The sequence below is a fragment of the Streptosporangium sp. OZ121 genome, assembly GCF_051918885.1.
Taxonomy (GTDB): Bacteria; Actinomycetota; Actinomycetes; order Streptosporangiales; family Streptosporangiaceae; genus Streptosporangium.
This window is the reverse complement of the sequence record NZ_JBPXMC010000001.1, coordinates 666,178-685,367: the sequence shown is the minus strand read 5'-3', so window position 1 is coordinate 685,367 and position 19,190 is coordinate 666,178. Positions and strand designations below refer to the sequence as shown.

General features: G+C 68.8%; 11 protein-coding genes. 7 read left to right on the top strand and 4 right to left on the bottom strand.

The genetic code is table 11. From position 1 onward, the window contains the following. The first annotated feature begins 248 nt into the window (after positions 1 to 248). The 6 genes from ACTOQ1_RS03280 to ACTOQ1_RS03255 all read left to right on the top strand — a co-directional run bounded on the left by ACTOQ1_RS03280 (position 249) and on the right by ACTOQ1_RS03255 (position 13,800). On the top strand, positions 249 to 1,364 hold the full coding sequence (locus ACTOQ1_RS03280; RefSeq protein ID WP_440064293.1) for a sugar ABC transporter substrate-binding protein: 1,116 nt from the start codon (positions 249 to 251) through the stop codon (positions 1,362 to 1,364). Positions 1,365 to 1,557: 193 nt separating this feature from the next. After that, a complete protein-coding gene (locus ACTOQ1_RS03275) occupies positions 1,558 to 2,322 on the top strand; it encodes an ATP-binding cassette domain-containing protein (RefSeq protein WP_362681189.1) in 765 nt (254 codons plus the stop codon). Then, a complete protein-coding gene (locus ACTOQ1_RS03270; protein ID WP_440064292.1) occupies positions 2,319 to 3,566 on the top strand; it encodes a sugar ABC transporter permease in 1,248 nt (415 codons plus the stop codon). Before ACTOQ1_RS03275 ends, ACTOQ1_RS03270 begins: the two co-directional genes overlap by 4 nt. A gap of 35 nt (positions 3,567 to 3,601) precedes the next feature. Further along, positions 3,602 to 4,810, top strand: coding sequence for an ROK family transcriptional regulator (locus ACTOQ1_RS03265; protein ID WP_362681183.1), 1,209 nt, complete (start codon positions 3,602 to 3,604; stop codon positions 4,808 to 4,810). Between the two features lie 290 nt (positions 4,811 to 5,100). Next, positions 5,101 to 13,335: a polymorphic toxin-type HINT domain-containing protein gene (locus ACTOQ1_RS03260; RefSeq protein WP_440064291.1), complete on the top strand. Its 8,235-nt coding sequence runs from the start codon at positions 5,101 to 5,103 to the stop codon at positions 13,333 to 13,335. Between the two features lie 9 nt (positions 13,336 to 13,344). Further along, complete coding sequence (locus ACTOQ1_RS03255) at positions 13,345 to 13,800, top strand: hypothetical protein (RefSeq protein ID WP_440064289.1); 456 nt, start codon at positions 13,345 to 13,347, stop codon at positions 13,798 to 13,800. 197 nt (positions 13,801 to 13,997) lie between these two features. Here the strand turns inward: ACTOQ1_RS03255 and ACTOQ1_RS03250 are convergent, their stop codons facing one another. The 3 genes from ACTOQ1_RS03250 to ACTOQ1_RS03240 all read right to left on the bottom strand — a co-directional run bounded on the left by ACTOQ1_RS03250 (position 13,998) and on the right by ACTOQ1_RS03240 (position 16,481). Then, on the bottom strand, positions 13,998 to 14,399 hold the full coding sequence (locus ACTOQ1_RS03250) for a hypothetical protein (protein ID WP_440064287.1): 402 nt from the start codon (positions 14,397 to 14,399) through the stop codon (positions 13,998 to 14,000). Positions 14,400 to 14,710: 311 nt separating this feature from the next. Beyond that, positions 14,711 to 15,493, bottom strand: a complete 783-nt coding sequence (locus ACTOQ1_RS03245; RefSeq protein WP_440064286.1) for a neutral zinc metallopeptidase — start codon at positions 15,491 to 15,493, stop codon at positions 14,711 to 14,713. Between the two features lie 142 nt (positions 15,494 to 15,635). Next, a complete protein-coding gene (locus ACTOQ1_RS03240) occupies positions 15,636 to 16,481 on the bottom strand; it encodes a neutral zinc metallopeptidase (RefSeq protein ID WP_440064284.1) in 846 nt (281 codons plus the stop codon). A 182-nt stretch (positions 16,482 to 16,663) separates the two neighbouring features. Here ACTOQ1_RS03240 and dxs point away from each other — a divergent pair, with 182 nt between their 5' ends. Beyond that, entirely contained in the window at positions 16,664 to 18,583 is a 1,920-nt protein-coding gene (gene dxs, locus ACTOQ1_RS03235; protein ID WP_440064283.1) for a 1-deoxy-D-xylulose-5-phosphate synthase, read from the top strand. Here dxs and ACTOQ1_RS03230 read toward each other — a convergent pair. Further along, on the bottom strand, positions 18,528 to 19,184 hold the full coding sequence (locus ACTOQ1_RS03230; protein ID WP_440064282.1) for a DedA family protein: 657 nt from the start codon (positions 19,182 to 19,184) through the stop codon (positions 18,528 to 18,530). The two genes, dxs and ACTOQ1_RS03230, sit on opposite strands and share 56 nt — an antisense overlap. Between the last annotated feature and the right edge of the window lie 6 nt (positions 19,185 to 19,190).

Genomic DNA, 19,190 nt, shown 5'->3' with positions numbered 1-19,190 from the left:
ACAGCACACTCACAAGCAACGGTGAAAGGCCGGTCGGACCCGGGACGGTTAAGGGCGCGTTTCTGGATTGTTACCGGCCACAACAAACTTTACCTATGGAGGGTCTGGCGCTCCAGGCCAACGGCGGAATACGTTGCCGCAAACAACATTCAACGGAACGGTGAGCCGAGACCCGGCAGAGCCTTACCCGCGAATTCGGCATGCCGCACGTCCGTACCCCCCAATTTCGAAGAAAGGACCCGTGCACCATGCGCAAGGGGATCCTCAGCCTTACCGCCGCCGCCGCGGCGATGACCCTCGGCCTCACCGCTTGCGGGAGCGACAGCCCCGAAACCAGCGCCTCGAGCGGTGCCGCCCCCACGGAGAGCGCGGCGGCCGCGGGCAAGGTCGGCGTCATCCTTCCCGACAGCAAGTCCTCCGCCCGTTGGGAGACCGCGGACCGCAAGTATCTGGAGGAGGCCTTCAAGGCCGCGGGTGTCGCCTACGACATCCAGAACGCCCAGGGTGACAAGACCCAGTTCCAGACCATCGCCGACCAGATGATCACCAACGGGGCCACGGTCCTGATGATCGTCAACCTCGACAGCGGCACCGGCAAGGCCGTGCTCGACAAGGCCAAGGCGCAGGGCGTGGCCACCATCGACTACGACCGCCTCACCCTCAACGGCGGCGCCCAGTACTACGTCAGCTTCGACAACACCAAGGTCGGCACCCTGCAGGGCGAGGGCCTGGTGAAGTGCCTGACCGACAAGAAGGCCGAGAAGCCGATCGTCGCCGAGCTCAACGGCTCGCCGACCGACAACAACGCCACGCTGTTCAAGAACGGCTACGACGGTGTGCTCAAGGCCAAGTACGACTCCGGCGAGTACGTCAAGGGCCCGGACCAGTCCGTCCCCGAGTGGGACAACACCCAGGCGGGCACGATCTTCGAGCAGATGCTCACCGAGCAGCCGAAGATCGCCGGCGTCCTCGCCGCCAACGACGGTCTCGGCAACGCCGCCATCTCGGTCCTGAAGAAGAACAACCTGAACGGCAAGGTCCCGGTCACCGGCCAGGACGCCACCGTGCAGGGCCTGCAGAACATCCTCGCCGGCGACCAGTGCATGACCGTCTACAAGGCGATCAAGAAGGAGGCCGACGCGGCCGCCGCGCTCGCCATCGGCCTGGCCAAGGGCGAGAAGCCCGCGGCGACCGGGACGGTCAAGGACACCGAGAGCGGCGCCGACGTGCCCTCCGTCCTCCTCGACCCGCAGCCGATCTTCTTCGACAGCGTCAAGGACGTCGTCGCCGACGGCTTCGTGACCAAGGACGAGCTGTGCACCGGCGAGTTCGCCGCCAAGTGCACCGAGGCCGGAATCCAGTAAGGCGCGGAGGGGGCGGCCGGTCGTTCCCCCCGGCCGGCCGCCCCCTCGCGCTCGATCGCGGCACACCTCACCCTGTGACGCCGGGAGACGCGGCAGGTGGGCGTCTCCCGGCGTCGCGGGGCGGGACGCCGCCCGCAGGCGCCCGAGCCGCGCGAGCTTCGCCGCGCGAAATGAACACAGGGAGCACAACCCCATGACCCCCGCACTGGAACTCCGCGGGATCGACAAGAGTTTCGGTCCCGTACAGGTCCTGCACGACGTCTCCCTCTCCGCATACGCCGGAGAGGTGACCGCGCTGGTCGGCGACAACGGCGCAGGCAAGTCCACTCTCGTCAAGTGCGTCGGAGGCATCCACGCGATCGACTCCGGCGAGTACTTCTTCGACGGCAAGCCCGTCCAGATCGGCAGCCCGCGCGACGCGGCCGACCTGGGCATCGAGATCGTCTACCAGGACCTCGCGCTCTGCGACAACCTCGACATCGTCCAGAACATGTTCCTCGGCCGCGAGCACAAGCGCGGCATCGTCCTCGACGAGGACACGATGGAGGAGATGGCGGCCAGGACCCTGGAGAGCCTGTCGGTCAGGACCGTCAAGTCCATCCGCCAGCTCGTCGCCAGCCTCTCCGGCGGCCAGCGCCAGACGGTGGCCATCGCCAAGGCCGTGCTGTGGAACAGCAAGGTCGTCATCCTCGACGAGCCGACCGCCGCCCTCGGCGTCGCCCAGACGGCGCAGGTGCTGGAACTGGTCCGGCGCCTGGCCGACCAGGGCCTGGCCGTCGTCCTGATCTCGCACAACATGAACGACGTCTTCGCGGTGTCCGACCGGATCGCCACCCTCTACCTCGGCCGGATGGCGGCCCAGGTCAAGACCTCGGACGTCACCCACGCGCAGGTCGTCGAACTGATCACCTCCGGCCGCAGCGGGGACCTCGGCCTCACCAACGGAGTCACCGTATGACCGCCACGATTTCGCCGAAGACCGTACACGAGGCACCCTCGATCAGGACCAACGTCCGGGGTTACGCCGAGAGGGTACGCGGCGGCGACATGGGCGCGCTGCCCGCGGTGTTCGGCCTCGTGGTGCTCTGCGCGATCTTCGCCATCCTGCGTCCCTCCTTCCTGACCGCGGGGAACTTCGCCAACCTGTTCACCCAGGGCGCCGCGGTCACCGTGATCGCCATGGGCCTGGTCTTCGTGCTGCTGCTCGGCGAGATCGACCTGTCGGCGGGCTTCGCCAGCGGCGTCTGCGCGGCGGTGCTCGCGATCATGCTCAGCAGCCAGGGACTGCCCTGGTACGTGGCGGTGGGCGCGGCGATCCTCACCGGCGTGGTGATCGGCACCGCGATCGGCTCCATCGTCGCGAAACTCGGCATCCCGTCGTTCGTGGTGACGCTCGCGGCCTTCCTCGCCTTCCAGGGCCTGGTCCTGCTGCTCGTCAAGGGCGGCACCATCATCGCCATCCGCGACGAGACCATCCTGTCGATCGCCAACAAGAACCTCCCGCCCACGCTGGGCTGGATCCTGCTGGTCGTGGGCGTCGCCGCCTACGCCGGCCTCCAGCTGCTGCGTTCCCGCAAGCGCGCCTCCCGCGGCCTCACCTCCGACCCGCTCTCGCTGATCGCGGTCAGGGTCGGCGCCCTCGCGCTGCTCGGCGGTCTCGCCGTCTACTTCCTCAACATCGAGCGCAGCCGCAACGTCGCCGTCGTCTCCCTGGCGGGCGTGCCGCTGGTGGTGCCCATCATCGTGGTCCTGCTGCTGATCCTGACGTTCGTGCTCCGCCGCACGGCGTACGGGCGTCACCTGTACGCGGTCGGCGGCAACGCCGAGGCCGCGCGCCGGGCGGGCATCAACGTCGACCGGATGAAGATCAGTGCCTTCGTGATCTGTTCCTCCATGGCCGCGGTCGGCGGCATCATCGCCGCCTCACGGGCCAGCTCGGTCGACCCCAACACCGGCGGCAGCAACGTGCTGCTCTACGCGGTCGGCGCCGCCGTCATCGGCGGAACCAGCCTGTTCGGTGGCAAGGGCCGGGTGCTGGACGCCATCCTCGGCGGTGCCGTGGTCGCGGTCATCGAGAACGGCATGGGCCTGATGGGCTACAGCTCCGGAGTGAAGTTCATGGTGACCGGATCGGTCCTGTTGCTGGCCGCCATGGTGGACGCGCTGTCCCGCAAGCGGGCGGCCGCCACTGGTCTAAGGTGATCAGCGACTCCGATCCACCGAAGGAACATCACGTCATGCGGGCAGGCCCCTCCCAGGAGGAGATCAGGCGTCACAACCTTGGGGCCCTGCTCCGGCACGTCCATCTGAGCGGCCCCACCTCGCGTGCGGAACTCACCAACCGGATGGGCCTCAACCGCAGCACCATCATGGCGCTGACCGCCGATCTGACCGCCGCGGGGCTGGTCAGGGAGGAGCTCCCCAGGGAGACGGGCAGGGCCGGGCGTCCGTCCCTGGTGGTCCGCCCGGAGTCGGCGCGGGTCTACGTGTTCGCCCTCGACGTGGGCGTCGACCGGCTGGTCGCCGCCCGCGTCGGCCTGGGCGGCACCATCCTCGACCGCCGCGAGACGGTACGGCGGCGCGGTGACTTCTCCCTGGAGGAGATCGTCGGCCCGCTCGCCGCCTTCGCCCGGCAGATGCACCGCAGGACCCGGCCCGACACGGTGTGCGTCGGGGTGGCGGCGGCCTTCTCCGGGGGAGTGGGACGCGGCGACGGGGTCGTCAGGTTCGGGCCCAACATGGTCACCGTGGACGACGTGCCGTTCGCCGACGAGATGACCCGGCGGCTGGCCTTCGGCCTGCCGGTCACCGTCGGCAACGACGCCAACCTCGCCGCCCTCGCCGAGCAGACCAGGGGCGTCGGCGTCGGCTGCCGCGACCTCGTCTACCTCCACGGCGACGTCGGCATCGGCGGGGGAGTGATCGTCAACGGCCAGCTGCTCGGCGGGCACCTGGGCTTCGGCGGCGAGGTCGGGCACATGATCGTCAACCCTGACAAGGGACGGCTCTGCGGGTGCGGCTCGCACGGCTGTCTGGAGGCGGAGGTCGGGGAGCGCGCCCTCCTGGAGGCCGCGGGCCGCTTCGGCTCCCGGGTCGGCAGGGACGCCGTCCGCGCCGCGGTCGACGCCGCCGACCGGGGAGACGTCGTCGCGCAGGCGGCCCTGAGCCGCGTCGGCGACTGGCTCGGCCTGGGCGTCTCCAACCTCGTCAACCTGTTCAACCCCGAGATGGTCGTCTTCGGGGGCACACTCAGGGAGATCTATCTCGGCTCCGCCGCGCAGGTCCGCAGCCGTCTCGCCCTCGACGCCCTGCCCCCGTGCCGCGAGCAGCTGCGCCTGCGCACCTCGGCCCTCGGCGATGACGCCACTCTCGTCGGCGCCGCCGAGCTGGCCTTCTCCCAGGTCCTCGCCGACCCTCTCGAGGTCCTCGCCCGCGCGGGCTCCTGACCCCGCGCGGTTCCCGGTCTCCGATCCCACAACCCCTCTGTGCGCATCTGCTTCTGACCACATCCGGCCATGTGCTTTTAATAATGAAATTTGCTGACTTGTGGTGAATTATGCATGTTTGAGGCCTTTGATAGCTCAAGCAGCACTTGTGACTTATGGGGGGAGCGGGTTACATTCCTGACGATCATTTGTGAGCGGGCTGGGAACTTGCTGTAAGGCATCCTCGCCTGGCGGTCTCGCGCGACCGAACAGGGCTCCCTGATTGTCGACGGGTCGGAGGATGACGGCACATGGGCCGTTCTGCTTGGCTGCTCGGAAACGCTCGCCTGCTGCGCTGGGCGGTGATGGTGACGCTGTTCCTCGCCGTCCCCGGACTGATCCAGCTGACCGCGGAACCCGCCAGGGCGGAACCGGCACCCCCGGTGCAACCGGTCGCCCCGGTGCAGATGACGGGGTCGGCACAGGGCCGTCCCACCCTCACGGACGCGAGCGCGACCATGGCGAAGCCGGACAGGCCGGCCGGTCCCGCGGTGAAGCCCAGGTGGCCCAAGAGGGCGCTGCGCCCGGACTCGCGCCCCCTCCATCGGCGACCGGCGGAGCGCCGGCCGGAGAAGCGGACGGGCACACCGAAGAAGCAGGAGAAATCAGCGGAGACCTCGCCGAAGGCCGCCGCCTCCGGCGCGGCCGACTGCCTGCACTCCGCCTGGTCGAGCTTCGTGACCTACGCCTCGGGCGACACCGTCTCCTACAACGGTCACGACTGGGTCGCCTTCTGGCCGGTGCGAGGCACGGCGCCGGGCAGCTTCCAGTGGACGGACAAGGGGCCCTGCGCCGTCGGCGGAGGCGGGGGCGGGGACCCGTTCACCCCCGAGATCGTGGACATGTTCCCCGACGACGGGGCCTCGGTCTCCTCGCTGACCCCGCTGCTCGTGGCCCACGCCGTCTCGTACGACAGCGGCTACACCCCGCTGCGCTACGCCTTCGAGGTCTGCCGGAGCTTCGAGGAGGAACCGGGCGAGTTCCCCTTCCCCATCCCTCCCGACGAGGAGGACTGGTGCTGGTCGTCGGGGCTCCAGCCCGCCGGGGTCAACACCATCCGGGTGCCCGCCGGCCGGCTCGCGTGGGGCAAGAACTACATCTGGTCCTTCAACGCCACCGACACCACCAGAAACGTGCAGGCGAGCTCGGAGCAGCTGACCTTCACCACCGGGGTCCGCCAGCACGGCATCACCTCCCAGCTCACCGCGCGCGGGGCGAACGGCCAGGAGTTCCACCAGCTGGCAGGGAACTACACGACGGCCTTCGTGGACGCGTCGGTCAAGACCGCCGGTCCCCAGCTCAACGTGACGCGCTCCTACAACAGCCAGGACCCCCGCACCAGCGGGATGTTCGGCGCCGGCTGGTCGACCAGGTTCGACATGGGGATCAGAACCGAGCCGTTCGACGGGGGCACCGCCCTGCTGGTCACCTACCCGGACGGGCGCAGGCTCCGGTTCGCCCCCAACGGTGACGGGACCTTCCAGGCGCCACCCGGCATGCACGCCACGCTCGCGGCGGTCACCGGCGGGGGCTGGCGGCTGATGGACAAGTCCTCCACCTCCTACGCCTTCGACGCGACGGGCCGGCTGACCAGGGTCAGCGACAGCAGGGGACGGGCCCAGAACCTCACCTACGGCGGCGACGGCAGGCTCGCCAGGGTTGTCGCGGACGGCGGCAGGTCACTGACGTTCACCTGGACCGGCGCCCAGGTCACCTCCGTCTCCACCGACCCCGTCGACGGCGCCCCGCTCACCTGGACCTACCAGTACGAGGCGGGCAAGCTCGTCAAGGCGTGCTCGCCGGTCGCGGCGCCCAACTGCACCTCGTACGCCTACGGCTCCGGCTCGCAGTACCAGAGCGTGATCCAGGACGCCGACCCCGCCGGGTACTGGCGGTTCGGCGAGCCCCCGACCGTTCCGAGGCCCGAGCCGACGGGCCCGCCCGATCCCTTCTGCGAGCTCTACCCCGAGGAGTGCGAGGGGATGCCCACCACCACGGCGACCGGCCTGGGCTGGGCCGCGGGCAGCGCCGACTACCAGGGGGTGACCCTCGGCCAGACCGGGGCGCTCACCGGATCGGGCAACGGCGCGGCCACCTTCTCCTCGGCGGACGAGAACGTCAGCGAGGTCAAGCTTCCTAAGTTCGCCGTCCCCAGGCTCGGCTCCGACCTGGCGGTCGAGGCGTGGTTCAAGACCGCCTCCCACGGCATCGTCCTGTCGCTTCAGGAGAACATGGCCGAATGGTTCGGTGTCACCGAGCCCACGATCTACGTGGGCACCGACGGCAGGCTCCGCGGCCAGTTCCGCACCGGCAGGGACGACGCCCACGTCATCTCGCCCATCACCTCCGCCGCCGCGGTCAACAACAACCAGTGGCACCATGTCGTCCTGTCGGCGACCGGGCAGACCCAGACGCTCTACCTCGACGGTCAGCAGGTCGGGACCCTCGCCCGCAAGGCGGACAACAGCTGGCTGCCGAACGCCACCGTGGGCAACGGGTTCATCGCGGACCAGTGGCCGGCGACGCCTCAGTCCGGGGAGCCCGTCAGGTTCCCCTTCAACGGCCAGATCGACGAGTTCGCCCTCTACGACACGCCGCTCTCCGCCGCGCAGGTCACCGCGCACTACACCGCCGCCCGCACCGCGGTGCCGTACAAGCTCGCCAAGATCACTCTGCCGTCGGGCCGGGTGTGGGCCGAGAATGTCTACGACGCCGCGACGGAGCGGATCAAGACGCACACCGACCAGCACGGAGGCGCCTGGCAGGTCGGTGTGCCGGTGTTCAACCCGGAGACCGGCATGTCGGTGGTCACGGTCACCGACCCGCACAACGGCAAGCTCCTCTACGAGCACGACGCGCTGCGCGGCTACCGCCTGGTCTCCGAGACCGACCAGCTCGGCAAGAAGAGCGTCACCGAGTACGACGAGGGCGGTTTCCCGTTCATGGAGATCGACCGCAACGGAGAGTACTCCTACTTCGCGCACGACAAGCGGGGTAACCGGATCTTCGAGGCGCGGTGCGGCACCGACTGGAGCAGCCCCTTCCCGTGCACGACGGAGTACAACTCCTACTACCTGAACGCCGCCAACGAGTTCGACGCCCGCAACGACCAGCTCGTCGTCTCGCGTGACGGCAGGTCGGCGTCGGAGACCGACGACACCTACGCGACCCGCTGGGAGTTCGACGCCTTCGGCGAACTGCTCAAGGAGACGACCCCCGCGACCCCCGACTTCCCCAACGGCCGGTCCTCGACGTACACCTACACCGACGGCACCGAACCCGCCGTGGGCGGCGGCCTGACCCCCGCGGGGCTGCTGGAGTCGGAGAAGGACGCCAAGGGCAACGAGACCGCCTACCGCTACACCGTCTCCGGCGATCTGGCGGAGGAGAAGGACCCGTCGAACCTGGTGACGACGTACGGACACGACGCGCTGGGCAGGGTCACGTCGAGGAAGGAGGTGTCGCAGGCCAACCCCGCCGGCATCACGACCAGGTTCGCCTACGACGGCGCGGGCCGTCTGGTGACCCACACCGGGGCCGGGGTCAGGAACGAGGTCACCGGTGTCACGCACACCACCGAGACGCGCTCGGCGTACGACGCCGACGGCCTCAAGCTGAGCGAGACCGTCGTCGACCTCACCGGGAACGACCCCGAGCGCAAGGTCGCCTACACCTACGACACCTACGGCCGGGTGGAGACGATCACCGGCGCCGAGGGCGGGGTGATCCGGCACGGCTGGGACCACACCGGCGCGCGTACCGGAACGACCGACGAGCTGGGCAACGTCCTGAGCTACGCCTACAGCGTGCGGGGCGAGCTGACCTCGCGCACCCTGAAGAACTGGCGGGGCAGCCCGGTCAACCCGCAGACCCCCAGGGACCTGGTCCTGGAGTCCTTCACCTACGACCCCGAGGGCCGCCTGGCCACCAGGACCGACGTGATGGGCCGCAAGCTGTCGCGCACCTACTTCCCCGACGACTCCCCGGCCCAGATCATCGCCGACGACGTCAGGCTGAACGGCGGGACCGACCCCTGGGACGTGGTCCTGGAGGACAACACCTACGACGCGGCGGGGAACCTCACCAGGCAGCGCACCGGCAACGGGGCCGAGGAGACCGTCTACGTCTACGACGCCGCCGACCGCCTCACCTCCGAGACGTTCGATCCCCAGGGACTGGCCCGTAAGACGGCCTACGTCTACGACGCCAACGACAACGTGATCAAGGAGACGTCGACCGCCGCCGGGACGACCCGCTCGGAGGTGACCGAGGCGGCCTACAACGTCGACGACCTGCTGACGCGCAGGACGGTGGAGAACGGCGCGCAGGACATCGTCACCTCCTGGACGGTCGACGACCGAGGCCTGGTCGTCGCGATGACCGAACCGCGGGGCAACGTGCCGGGCGCGAACGCGGCCGACTTCACCACCACCTACCGCTACGACACGGCCGAGCAGCTGGTCGAGGTCAAGGCACCGCAGGTCAAGGTGGAGAAGGCCGGGGCGGTGGCCGACGCCCGCCCGACCCTCAGGCACGGCTACGACAGCGCGGGCCGCAGGACGCACTCGGTCGACGCTGAGGGCCGGACCACCACGAAGGCCTTCGACCGGCTGGGGCGCACCACCTCGGTGACGGGCGCGGCCTACACCCCGCCCGGCGGCAGCACGCTGACCCCGAAGACGAGCTACGCCTACGACGCCGCCGGCAGGGTCACCAAGTACACCGACGCCCGCGGATCGGTGTGGAGCACCGAGTACGACGCGCTGGACAACCGGGTGCGCGTGACCGAGCCGGGGCCGAACGGCCAGCCGGGCGGCCAGTGGACCTACGAGTACGACACCGCGGGTGAGCTGCTGACGAGCGTCAACCCCCTGGGCGCGCGGACGCAGGCGACCTACGACGACCTCGGCCGCCAGATCACCGCGACGATCGTGGAACGCAAGCCCACGCAGAAGACGCTGATCACCCGGATGGAGTACGACGAGTCCGGCAACAAGGTCAAGGAGACCCTGCCGGGCAGCGGGCGAGTCTTCGAATACAAGTACAACCCCGCCGGGGAGGTCATCTCCGAGACCGATCCCCTGGACAAGGTGACCCGGTACGAGTACGACCTGGCCGGCCGTACCGTCAAGGTCACCGACCCCCTCGAGAACGCCTCCGTCACCGAGTACGACCTGGCCGGCAGGGAGACCGCGGTCAAGGACCTCAACGACTCCGGAGCGGTGCAGCGCACGTTCGGCACCGGTTACGACGTGGCGGGCAACCCGGTCACCGAGACCTCGGGCGAGGGCCGGGTCGTGCGGCGCTCGTACGACGCGACCGGGGCGATGGTCGAGCTGGTGGAACCGGTCACGGCCACCGACTCGATCACGACCACGTTCGGGTACGACGCGAACGGCGAGATGACCCGGAGCACCGACGGGCGGGGCAACACGGTCTGGACGGCCTACAACAACCTCGGCCTGCCGGAGTCGGTGATCGAGCCCGTCACGCAGGCGCACCCCGCGGCGGCCGACCGGACGTGGACCACCCACTACGACGCGGCCGGCAACACCACCGCCGTCGTGCAGCCCGGCGGGGTCCGCGTCGACAGGGAGTACGACCACCTCGGGCGGCTCACCAAGGAGACCGGCACGGGCACGCAGGCCGCCACGCCGGTGCGCGTCTACGGCTACGACCTGGCCGGGCGGGACACCGCCATCGGCGACTACAACCTGGAGTACGACGACAGGGGACTGCTGACCAAGGTCTCCAAGGGGACCACCCAGGTGGCCGCCTTCGCCTACGACGACACGGGCAACGTGACCCAGCGGGTGGACCCGTCCGGGACGGCGACCTTCGGCTGGGACGTCGACGACCGCCTGAAGACGGCGGGCGAACCCGTGACGGGACGCTCCTTCACCTACGGCTACGACGACGCCGACCGGCTGACCTCGCTGACCTCGGCGACACCGAGGACGACGCAGGCATTCGGATACGACGCGATGGACCGCATCACCAGCCACTCGCTCAGGAACTCCTCCGGCACCGAGATCGCGAAGATCACCTACGGCTGGAACAAGGACGACAGCCTCGTCTCCAAGACGACGACCGGCACGGCCGGCGCCGGTGCCAACACCTACGGCTACGACCACGCCGGGCGGATGACCTCGTGGAAGGCGCCGAACGGGAACGTCACCACCTACGAGTGGGACGCCTCGGGCAACCGGACGCGCGCCGGGAGCGAGACCTTCGTCTACGACCAGCGCAACCGGGTGACCTCGGGCGGCGGGACGGACTACACCTACACGCCGCGCGGCACGCTGGCCACCGAGACCACCGGAGGGGTCACCAGGAACCTGACGTTCGACGCCTTCGACCGGCTGGTCGCCGACGGGGACGCCACCTACGCCTACGACGGTCTCGGCCGCCTGGCCTCCCGTACGCGGGGAGGCTCGACGGAGAACTTCGCCTACTCCGGGCTGGAGAACGACATCGTCGCGGTGACCGACGGGGCGGGCGCCGTCCAGGCCAGGTACGGCCGGGACCCGTCCGGCGGCCTGCTCGGGCTCAAGGAGGGGAGCGCCGCCGCCGTCGGGGTGATGTCGGACCAGCACGGTGACCTGGTGGGCACCTTCTCGGGCACCGCGCTGGTCGACTCCACCGCCTACGACCCGTACGGCGAGGTGACGGCGAGGACCGGGACGGCCGCCAGGCTGGGCTACCAGGGGGAGTACACCGACCCGGTCACCGGCAAGGTGAACATGCACGCCCGCTGGTACGTGCCCGGCACCGGCGGGTTCGCCTCCCGCGACGACGTGACGCTGAGCCCGTACCCGTCGATCAACCTCAACCGCTACACCTACGCCATGGGCGACCCGATGTCGCTCGACGACCCGACCGGGAACTGCCCGTTCTGCATCCCGCTGCTGTTCCACGCCGCGCGGATCGCGGCGCAGATCATCGCCCGGCAGATCGCGCAGCGGATCGCCGCCGAGGCCGCCAAGCGGCTCGCGGCGGAGGCCGCCAAGCGGATCGCCGCCGAGGCGGCCAAGCGGGCCGCTCAGCAGGCCGCCAAGCAGGCCGCCAAACAGGCCGCGAAGAAGGCCGCGAAACAGAGCGCCAAGCAGGCCGCCAAGCAGGGAGCCAAGCAGGCCGCGAAACAGGGCGCGAAGAAGGCCGCCAAGCAGGGGATAAAGAAGGGCGTCAAACAGGCCGTCAAGAAGGGCATCAAGCAGGCCCGTAAACAGGTCGGCAAGAAGGTGACCAAGCAGGCCGCCAAGAAGGCGGCGAAGCAGGTCGCCAAGAAGACCGCCAAGTCCACCAAGAAGGCGGTCAAGAAGGTCGCGAAGAAGGTCGCGAAGTCCACCAAGAAGGCGGCCAAGAAGGCGAAGGCCAAGGGCAAGTCGACCAAGTCGAAGCAGCAGCAGAAGAACGAGATCTCCATCGAGATAGGCGGTGACGCCGGCGACATCGGCAGCGCCGAGCCGGTCGACCTGGGCATCGAGTTCTGCGGCAGCTTCAAGGCCTGCGTGAAGGACGTCGTCGAGGACCTCGTCGAGAACACCACCGAGGACCTCGTCGACGACATCATCGACGAGGTCGCCCCCGACCTGCCCGTGGACCTCCCCGGAGCGGGGGGCTCGTGCGACCGCGGGCGCAAGCCCAACAGCTTCGTGCCCGGCACCCGGGTCCTGATGGCCGACGGCTCCACCAGGGCCATCGAGGACGTCAGGGTCGGCGACCACGTCGCGGCCACCGACCCCGCCTCCGGCGTCACCGGGGCCAGGCCCGTCACCACCCTGATCACCGGCGACGGCGTCAAGGACCTGGTCCGCGTCACCATCGACCTCGACGGCCCCCGCGGCGACGCCGCCGACGTCGTCACCGCCACGGACGAGCACCCGTTCTGGGTCCCGTCCCAGCGCGAGTGGGTGAACGCCGGCGACCTCAAACCGGGCATGTGGCTGCGCACCTCAGCGGGCACCCACGTCCAGATCACCGCGATCGAGAAGCGGACCGCCGTCCAGCGAGTCCACAACCTGACGGTCGACGACCTGCACACGTATCACGTTGTCGTCGGTGATCAGGCGATTCTCGTTCACAACGACGGGATCAAAGATGACTTGATGCGGTTGGCTGGAGATGAGATGAATAGAATAAAATGCGAGTTCGAGGCTGGGCGTCGGGACCATATGCCTGGAGCTGTCAGTGCCGGGCGAACCGATGACGGGAAGGTTTACTATGGCGAAAGCGGTAGTGACGAGCCGGTTCGTCCAGAAATTTCAGCTCTCCTGCCGAACCCGAGTCGGCACAGGAGTGGAAGGCCGGCAGACCTTTGCGCTGAGGCGAATCTCTGTTCGCGGGCTTTGGGTGACGAAAAGAGCATGGCGGATCTATCGAAAATGGATGCCGTAACGGTTAACCAGAAGGGTGAGCGATTCAAAATGTGCCCGAACTGCAGCGCCTGGTTCGGTGACACCGTGGGACATGTTCACACGGGTTAGAAGGTGGTCATGTTGTTGAACTTGGAAAACCACTCTTCTGTGATGCGGGAGGTCATCTCTCACTGCCTCTGGGTAAGGCAGTATGAATTTAATGCGGAAGAGGTCGTTGCGAGATATGCGAGAAAAGGCTGGGAGGTTGGTGGCCTTTTGGAGGATTTCATATCTCGCTACTCCAACATGCGATTCATATTTCCTGGCGCATACTTCGGCGCCGAACCTGAGTTGACTACGGACGTAGCCGTTGCTGTGGGGGTGTATCCGGGGTGGGTGGCGGAGGCTCAGAAAAGAGCCGGAGTCAAGCTGTGGCCCATCGGTGAAGCTTTTGAAACTTGCGATGCGGTTCTTCTTGGCGAAGACGGCTTCATCTACTTCTATGGCGATGCGGGTTTGCAACGAGTGGGCTCAGGATTCCCTGAAGCCATGTTGGCGTTAGTGACAGACCGGTGGGATAAAACATTCTTCTGACCCGGATCCGGCGATAGGGCTGATAAAGAGGATTATCGTCAAAATCTCTTCGAGAAATTTATGACTTCTAATCTTCGTGGTGCGGTCTATGGTGGCCGGGGTTGTGCTTTGAGTAGGTATGGACCGTTTGGGGCTGCGGCGATCCGTGGGATGTCGCGCCGTCGGCACCCGGGACCGTGGGTGCCGACGGCGCGGGGTTACTTCACGAGGCCGACGACCAGGTTGCGCAGCTCGATGTGACCGGCCTTGAGCTCGGCGACGTCACCCTCGACGCGCTTCATGGAGAGCTCCAGGTTGCCGACGGAGCGCTTGACCACGGAGAGCTCCTCGCGGAGCTCGGCGTGCCCGGTTCGCATCTCGGCGCGGAGCTCGGCGTGCCCGGTCCGCATCTCGGTGCGCAGCTGGTCCTGCCCGGCGCGCAGCTCGTCCTGCCCGGTTCGGAGTTTGTCCATGTCTGTCCGGATTCCAGACATCTCCGTTCGCAGGTCGGTCAGGACCTCGAAGATCCCGGCGTTGATCACCTTGCTCTCCTCGTTCTCCAGGCGGAGCTTGGCGACGTCCGTTTCCAGGACGCGCAGGCGAATGTCTGTGGTGTTCATGTCCGTCTTTCTCCTTGCCGTCGACCAGCGGGGGGACCGAGCCTGGTTCCGTGGCGTGGAGGGAGCTCACGGGGAGGGATGTTCGGTCGGCGTCGCCAGATTACCCAACGTCACGAGGCGGTCGCCACTCGTGTTCGCGTTTCGGGGGAGACCGCTCGCGCCGGGCCGGGATGAGTCCTGTACCCCCCCCGGGGGGATGCGACTTACACCGGGTGGAAAGAACGACCACCCGTCGCGCGTCCGTGGGACGGCGGCGGGTGGTCGCGGAAATCAGGAGATCGGGGGGAGATCGGGGGTTGGAGGGGCGGGGGTCAGGCGACCCTGGACTTGGGGGCGGAGAAGGTGTTGCAGGCGCCGGGGGTCTCCTGCTGGAAGCCGCGGGTCACCCAGTAGGCGATGCTCTTGGTCGTACCGTGGCTGGCCGTGCTGTAGGCGGCGTTCAGGACGTACCTGAAGTCCGACTCGCGGCGGCCGAGGGAACGCCAGATGCTGCCGATGAAGGCGCCGCTCAGGCACTCGGCCTGGAGCTCGACCTTGCGCAGCTCGGGCAGGTACGCCTTGTCGTTCTTGTACTTCCGCTTGAAGACCGTGGGCAGGATCCCCGAGAGCTGCTGGACGTGGTGGCCGTACTCGTGGGCCAGGGTCTGCAGCAGGAACAGCTCGGTCGCCTGGGAGAGGATCCCCTTGTCGAGGTAGAAGGTGATCTTCTTGTTCAGCGAGCAGTAGACCGCCTGGGCGCCCTTGGGGAACTTGCCGCAGCCGGTCGGGACGCCGATGCGCGTGGTGACCGCGAACCTGGGCTTGGAGAACGGCAGTTTCGCCTTGGAGAACTGGTACTCCCAGCCCTCGTTGAGGCAGTCCAGAGCGAAGCTGAGATAGGTCTCGGCGGTGTCCAGGTCGTCGTTGTAGACCGGCTGCTCAGGACAGGCATCCGGTTCGAGCTTGCCCGTCTTGTAGATCGGGTTGGCGGTCAGGGCGGCCTGGCCCGTGGGTACCGGCGCGAGTCGTCCGGTGGTGACCGCGGCGCCCGCCGTACCGGCGAGCAGGGTGCTCACGAGCACGCCGGAGAGCAGTGCGATAAGGGGGATGCGCATGATCCTCAACCCTAGGGGAGGTGAAAGGGGGGGTAAAGCGGATATGCGGCCACGCTTGGAAAGCGCGGCCGCATATCGCGGTTTCGTGCCGGAGGTCAGGCGACGTGAGGCGTGCCGGAGATCGGGCGACGGGTCGGGCGGCTCAGGCGACGCGGCCGGCCGGGGCCGTCCAGGTGTTGCAGCCGGACGGGGAGCCCGCGTTGAAGCCGCGCTCCATCCAGTAGGCCTGGCTGCGGCCCTTGCCGTGGTCGTTCTTGGGCCAGTTCTTGTGCCCGTTGGCGCTGACCCAGCTGACCATCGCCTCCCACTGCGCCTGCTCGACCGGCAGGTCGTCGGCGGCCTGGCGCAGGAAGGCGGAGGCCAGGCAGTCGGCCTGCAGTTCGAGGCGGCGGGAGAAGGCCAGCTTGGTGGACGAGGAGGCGCGCCAGATGCTGCGGCCGTAGTAGTCCATGATGCCCGCGAGGCGCTGCACGTGGTGGCCGTACTCGTGGGCGATGAACTGGGCGTGGTTGGCCGGGTGGGCGTTCTTCAGGACATCACGCGTGACACCGATGTAGATGGTGCGGTTGCTGGAGCAGTACAGTCCCCCGGCGCTGCTGGGCCACCGGCCGCAGGGGGTGTTCACCTTGGTGGTGGAGAAACGGAGCTTCGGGTGGGAGAACCCCAGGTTGGTCTTCCTGAACTGGGTCTTCCAGGCAAGGTTCAGGCAGCGGATGAGCTTGGTCACGAAGGTCCGGTAGGAGGCCGCGCTCCCCGCGCGGATCTGTCCGGCCTGGCAGCGCATGGTGGGCAGGGTGCCGGTGCGGTAAAGGGGACTGGCCGTCGCGGCGGCCCGGCCGCGCGGGGGTGCCTGCTCCCTGGCGGGGGCGGCGGAGCTGGAGGGGGTGGTCGTACCCGACGTCGTCCCGGTGACCGGCGCGACCTGCTGCGAGGCGGAGGGCGCGATGGTCCGTGCGGCGGACGCGCCGGCCGGGGCCAGGCCCGTCACCAGCGCAAACGTCAACGAGGCGGCAACAAGAGATGATAGTTGCCTATAGGGGAGAGTTTTCATGGTGGGGCAAAGGTTATTGCAAGTGTGGATAAAACGTGCAGAATCACCGCTCTCGGGGGTTGCGTCCTCCATCGCAACTAGACTCGTCGTGACGTTGACTGGACAGAGAGGATGATTCCGTGAGCGAGCGGACCGGGCAGCCTGGAAATCTTCTGGAGTCGGTCAAGGGGCCAGGAGACCTCAAGCGCTTGGCGGTGGACGAGCTACCGGTCCTCGCCGCCGAGATCAGGGATCTCCTGATCTCCTCCACCGCCCGCAGCGGCGGCCACCTCGGTCCCAACCTCGGCGTCGTCGAGCTGACGATCGCGATGCACCGGGTCTTCGACTCGCCACGCGACCCCATCCTGTGGGACACCGGTCACCAGGCCTACGTCCACAAGATGCTCACCGGCCGGGCCGGGCAGTTCGACACGCTCCGCCAGGAGGGCGGCCTGTCGGGTTATCCGAGCCAGACCGAGTCCGAGCACGACATCATCGAGAACTCCCACGCCTCGACCGCGCTGTCGTACGCCGACGGCCTGGCCAAGGCGTACAGGCTGCGCGGCGAGGCCGACCGCACGGTCGTCGCGGTGATCGGGGACGGGGCGCTCACCGGCGGCATGGCCTGGGAGGCGCTCAACAACATCGCGGCGCGCAAGGACCTGCCGCTGATCATCGTGGTCAACGACAACGGCCGCTCCTACTCGCCGACCATCGGCGGGCTCGCCTCCCACCTGGCCTCCCTGCGCACGAACCAGCGCTACGAGGACGTGCTCGACTTCGTCAAGGGCAACCTGACCAAGGTCCCGGTGGTCGGCGCCCCCGTCTACGACGCCCTGCACGGCGTCAAGAAGGGCCTCAAGGACGTCCTGGCCCCGCAGGTCATGTTCGAGGACCTCGGCCTGAAGTACATCGGGCTGGTCGACGGCCACGACGAGCAGGCCGTGGAGTCCGCGCTGCGCAGGGCCCGCGACTTCCGCCGCCCCGTCATCGTGCACGTGCTCACCAAGAAGGGCTTCGGCTACTCCCCGGCGGAGAACCACGACGAGGACTGCTTCCACTCACCGGGCGTCTTCGACCCGCTGACCGGTGAGGAGAAGCCGAAGCCGCACGGCTGGACCAACGTCTTCGGCCAGGAGATGGTGCGCCTGGGCGCCGAGCGGCGCGACATCGTGGCGATCACCGCCGCGATGCTCGGCCCCACCGGCCTGATCCCGTTCTCCGAGGCCTACCCCGACCGCCTCTACGACGTCGGCATCGCCGAGCAGCACGCCCTGACCAGTGCCGCCGGCCTGGCGCTCGGCGGCCTGCACCCGGTGGTGGCCGTCTACGCCACCTTCCTCAACCGGGCCTTCGACCAGCTCCTGATGGACGTCGCCCTGCACCGGCTCCCCGTCACGGTCGTGCTCGACCGGGCGGGCGTCACCGGCGACGACGGCGCCAGCCACAACGGCATGTGGGACCTGTCGATCCTGCAGGTCGTCCCCGGCCTGTCGGTCGCCGTCCCCCGCGACGAGCCCCGCCTGCGCGAGCTGCTGGCCGAGGCCGTGGAGATCGACGACGGCCCGACCGTCCTGCGCTACCCCAAGGGAGCGGTGACCACCGAGATCGAGGCGGTCGGCCGTCTCGGCGAGATGGACGTGCTGCGCGCGGGCGATCCCGACGTGCTGCTCGTGGCCGTGGGGCCGATGGCCGGACTGTGCCTGGAGGCCGCCGACCTGCTCGACGCCCAGGGCATCTCCGCCACGGTGGTGGACCCGCGCTGGGTCAAGCCCCTGGACGAGGCACTGGTGCCGGCCGCCCGCGCCCACAAGCTGGTCGTGGTGGTCGAGGACAACGGCCGGGTGGGCGCGGTCGGCGACGCGGTGGCCCGCATGCTGCGCGACGCCGACGTGGACGTCCCGATCCGCACCTACGGCATCCCGCAGCGCTTCCTCGACCACGCCAAGCGCCCGAAGATCCTCGGCGAGATCGGCCTGACCTCGCAGGACATCGCCCGCCAGATCACCGAGGCGATCGCGAAGCGCTCCCCGGCCCTGGAGAACCACCCGGCCCGCTGACGGCGTCTCCGGCGCCCGCCCCCTCCCGGGGCGGGCGGGCGCGGTGGTTGATCACGAGGAGGCCCGCGACCACGACGGCCACGCACGCGAAGATCGGCACCAGCAGGTGCTGGTTCTGGCGCAGGGCCTCGCCCGCCAGGGCGCCCAGCGACAGGTAGACGGTCACCCAGACCGCGCCGCCCGCCAGGGCCCAGCGGACGAGGCGCGTGTACGGCACGCTCGACGCCCCGGCGACGACCGGGGTGAGCGAGCCGACCACGGGCAGGAAGCAGGCGGCCGCCAGGGCCGGGCCGCCGCCCGTGCCCGTGGCCAGTCGCTCGGCCCGCGACCAGCGCCGCTCGCCGATCCGGCGCCCGGCCCCGCCGTGGCGCAGCCGCGATCCGTACCGGCGGCCGACGAGCCAGCCGCCGGTCGCGTACAGGACACACCCGGCGCACCCGGCGAGCGCCACCACCGCGACGTCCCAGGGATCCGCCAGCGTCGCCCCCGCCACGAGGATCGCCGCGACACCGGGGATCAGCGATCCGGCGAACGCCAGCACCGCGAGGAGTACCGAACCGACCAGGTACGGAGACGACGACTGCAGCATGTCCAGGAGCATGACCCC